Below are 4,047 nucleotides of genomic sequence, written 5' to 3'. Positions count from 1 at the left end.
GTCCCCACACTGCGCCGAAGGCGCCGTGTGGGGAGGGGCTTATTCGACTGTGACCGACTTCGCCAAGTTACGCGGCTGATCGACATCGAGGCCGCGCGCAAGCGCCAGCTCGCACGCGAAGACCTGCAGCGGTAGCGTCGTGACCAGGGGCGCGAACAGCGACGCGGTCGCGGGCACGCGGATGAGATGATCGGCGAACGGTTCGACGGCGGTGTCGCTCTCTTCCGCGATCACGATCGTGCGGGCGCCACGCGCCCGGACTTCCTGGATGTTGGAAACGATCTTTCCGTGCAGGTTCGCACGACCCCGTGGGGACGGCACAACGACGAACACCGGCAGGCCGGGCTCGATGAGCGCGATCGGCCCGTGCTTGAGCTCCCCTGCCGGGAACCCCTCGGCGTGCATGTAGGCGAGTTCCTTGAGCTTGAGGGCCCCTTCCAGGGCCACCGGGTACCCCACATGACGACCGAGGAAGAGCACCGCCCTCGCGTCGGCCAAGGCACGGGCGAGCTCCCGCACCGGCTCGACCGTTCCCAGCGTCCGTTCGATCAGCTCGGGCATACGCTGGAGCCGCTCGACGTACGCAGCGACCTCGTCGCCGTAGAGCACGCCGCGCACCTGGGCCAGGAACAGGCCAACGAGAAGGCACGCGGCGACCTGCCCGAGGAAGGTCTTGGTGGACGCGACCCCCACCTCCGGGCCGCAGCGGGTGTACAGCACCGCATCGGACTCCCGAGGGATCGTAGAACCGTTGGTGTTGCAGATGGCCAGCACCCGTGCCTTCTGCTCGCGCGCGTGTTTGACCGCCATCAGCGTGTCCAGCGTCTCGCCGCTCTGGCTGATCGCGATGACGAGGGTGGACCGGTCGAGCATCGGGTCGCGGTAGCGAAACTCCGAGGCCATCTCGACCTCGCAGGGCAGCCTGGTCCAGTGCTCGATCGCGTACTTTGCGATGAGGCCGGCGTGGTAGGCGGTACCGCAGGCGACGATGAAGACCTTGTCCACGTCCCGGAAATCCTGGACAGACAGCCGCTCCTCGTCGAGCACGATCGCACCATCGACGGAAAGCCGACCGCGCAGCGTGTCTGCCAGGGCGGTCGGCTGCTCGCTGATCTCCTTGAGCATGAAGTACGGGTAGCCGCCCTTCTCGGCGGCGCTGGCATCCCAGTCGACGTGGTACCGCCGGCCCTCGATGATCTGGCCGCCGAAGTCGGTCACCGTCACGCCGTCCCGGCGAGCCTCGACCACCTGATCCTGCCCGATCTCCAGCGCCTCCCGGGTGTGGGCGATGAAGGCCGAGACGTCGCTGGCGAGGAAGGTCTCCCCCTGACCGAGCCCCACGACTAGCGGGCTGTTGCGCCGGGCCCCGACAACCACCTCCGGGAAGTCGCGGTGCAGCACGACCAGGGTGAACGCGCCTTCCAGCCGCCGGCAGACCCGTCGCAGCGCGGCGGTCAGCGGATGCGCGCCCCCGTCGTACCCGCGGTCGGCACCAGCGCCGGCACCAGCAAGCTCGACTTCGAGGAGATGGGCGACGACCTCCGTGTCGGTCTCACTGGCGAGCTCGTGGCCGACCGTCTCCAGCTCGACCCGCAATGCGGCGAAGTTCTCGATGATCCCGTTGTGGATGACGGCGATGGCGCCGGTGCAGTCGGTGTGCGGATGGGCGTTCGCGTCGGTCGGTCCACCGTGCGTGGCCCACCGGGTATGCCCCATGCCGGTGGTGCCGGGCATCGGCCTGGAATCCGGATTCTCGGCGAGCAGCTTCTCGAGGTTGGACAGCTTGCCGGCACGACGCGCCGTCCGCAGTGCCCCGGCGCCGACCACGGCGACACCCGACGAGTCGTAACCCCGGTACTCCAACCGCCGCAGACCGTTCAATGCGACATCCAGTGCCGCCTGGTCGCCGACGTAACCGATGATCCCGCACATGCGGCTCAGCGTACGCAGGTTCCCGGAGGTGAGAGCGTACCGGGGGACGCTCGGGGCAAGGTGTCCGCTTGTGGCCGCGGCGGGACCGGTCAGCGACGGGATCGGTCAGCGCGCCGGCGGCAACGCGGTGCGCACGACGACGGCAACGCGGTGCGCACGACGGCGGCGAGCCGCTGTGCGACCGCCCGCGCGGCGGCGTCGGTGCCCGCCTCGACCATCACCCGCACGAGGGGTTCGGTGCCGGACGACCGCAGCAGCACCCGACCCTCGTCACCGAGTTCCGCCTTGGCCAGGGCGACGGCCCGCAGCAGTTCCTCATTGGTGTCCACCTGTGTCCGGTCGACGCCACGCACGTTCACCAACACCTGGGGCAACCGGGTCATCGCCTTGGTGAGCTCGCCGAGCGGTTGTCCGGTCTCGGCGACCCGGCCCAGGATCCGCAACGCCGTCAACAACCCGTCGCCGGTCGTCGCGTAGTCCAGGAACACCACGTGCCCGCTCTGCTCACCGCCGAGCACGTAGCCTCCGGCGCGCATCGCCTCCAGCACGTACCGGTCCCCGACGGGTGTGGTGACGACGGTGATACCGGCCTCCCGCATCGCGTGGTGAAAGCCCAGATTCGACATCACGGTGACCACCACCGTGTCGTCGACCAGCTCACCCCGCTCGGCCAGCGCCAGAGCACACATCGCCAGGATCTGGTCGCCGTCGACGACCTCACCGGTCGCGTCCACGGCGAGGCAACGGTCCGCGTCGCCGTCATGGGCGATGCCGACGTCGGCACCGTACGCCACGACCGCGGCACGCAGGCTGTCGAGATGGGTGGCACCGCTGCCGTCGTTGATCGCTGTCCCGTCGCCGTCGGCGTGCAGCGCGACGACATCGGCTCCGGCCGCCCGCAGCACCCGAGGGGCCAAGGCGGAGGCGGCGCCCTGGGCACAGTCGACGACGACCCGCAGGCCGTCGAGCGGCACCGGCAGCGTGGCCAGCAGATGCGCCGCATACCGGTCGAGGAGAACCGGTTCGTCGTGGACCCGACCGACGTCGGCGCCGACGGGACGGCGGCTCGGAGGTAGGGCCATCCGCCGCTCGATGGCGTCCTCGACCTCGTCGGGCAGTTTGAGGCCGCCGGCGGCGAACAGCTTGATGCCGTTGTCCGGCATCGGGTTGTGGCTGGCGGAGAGCATGACACCGAACATCGCGCCGCTGGCTGCGACGGCGTAAGCCACCGCGGGCGTGGGTGCCACCCCGATCCGGGCCACGTCGGCACCGGAGGCTGCGAGCCCGGCGACCACCGCGGCCTCCAGGAACTCCCCGGAGGGCCGCGTGTCCCGGCCGACGACCACTACCGGCTTACCGGACCCGGAGGGCCCACTCGCCCGGTTCGGCCCAGCGAGAACCTCGACCGCCGCGGAAGCCAGCGACAACGCCTGCTCCGCGGTCAGATCGATGTTGGCGACACCTCGGACGCCGTCGGTGCCAAAGAGCCTCACCATTGAGGTCTCCCTTGTCGAAGATCGTGGCGGAGACCGAGGGGGGCACCGGTGGCACCGATCCCCTCCAGGAGCGCGCCTCCAGGGGCACGCCCGCGAAGGGGATCCAAGGTCAGCGCTTGCTGTACTGCGGAGCCTTGCGGGCCTTCTTGAGCCCGTACTTCTTACGCTCCTTGACCCGAGCGTCACGGGTCAGGAAGCCGGCCTTCTTCAGGGTAGGCCGGGACTCCTCCTCCGCCAGCGTCAACGCGCGGGCGAGGGCGAGCCGCAGCGCACCGGCCTGCCCGGAGACGCCGCCACCGTGCAGCCGGGCGACGATGTCGTACGACTCCGTCTGATCCAGTGCCTTGAGCGGCTCGTTGACGAGCTGCTGGTGCACCTTGTTCGGGAAATACTGCTCAAGCGTGCGCCCGTTGAGCGTCCACTGCCCGGTCCCCGGGAGCAGACGCACCCGGACGACCGCCTCCTTGCGCCGCCCGGTGGCGCGGGGATTGCCCTGTACGTCGGTCACGACAGCCACGTCGCGTTCCTTCCTCGGTTGATGCGTGGTTCCCGGGGCCGGTACCGCCGGGCGGGAGGACCCCGCCCGGCGACCGGCTCAGGAGGTCCGCGGCTACTGCGC

General features: G+C 70.0%; 3 protein-coding genes. All 3 read right to left on the bottom strand.

Annotated features, from left to right (window positions below; genetic code table 11):
• Positions 1-39: 39 nt before the first annotated feature.
• The gene (gene glmS, locus ACY45C_RS00620; protein WP_462185711.1) at positions 40-1,932 is read right to left on the bottom strand and encodes a glutamine--fructose-6-phosphate transaminase (isomerizing); all 1,893 of its coding nucleotides are present in this window, start codon (positions 1,930-1,932) and stop codon (positions 40-42) included.
• Positions 1,933-2,021: 89 nt separating this feature from the next.
• A complete protein-coding gene (gene glmM / locus ACY45C_RS00615; protein WP_462185710.1) occupies positions 2,022-3,428 on the bottom strand; it encodes a phosphoglucosamine mutase in 1,407 nt (468 codons plus the stop codon).
• 109 nt (positions 3,429-3,537) lie between these two features.
• Entirely contained in the window at positions 3,538-3,945 is a 408-nt protein-coding gene (gene rpsI, locus ACY45C_RS00610; RefSeq protein ID WP_462185709.1) for a 30S ribosomal protein S9, read from the bottom strand.
• Positions 3,946-4,047 lie beyond the last annotated feature (102 nt).

This window comes from Frankia sp. CcWB2, assembly GCF_977927585.1.
Note: the sequence above shows the minus strand (reverse complement) of the source record. Positions and strands in the feature narration are given on the sequence as shown.

Excerpts from the sequence above, each read along its gene's own strand:
- glmS (WP_462185711.1), bottom strand. The coding sequence starts at position 1,932 with ATGTGCGGGATCATCGGTTACGTCGGCGACCAGGCGGCACTGGATGTC.
- glmM (WP_462185710.1), bottom strand. The coding sequence starts at position 3,428 with ATGGTGAGGCTCTTTGGCACCGACGGCGTCCGAGGTGTCGCCAACATC.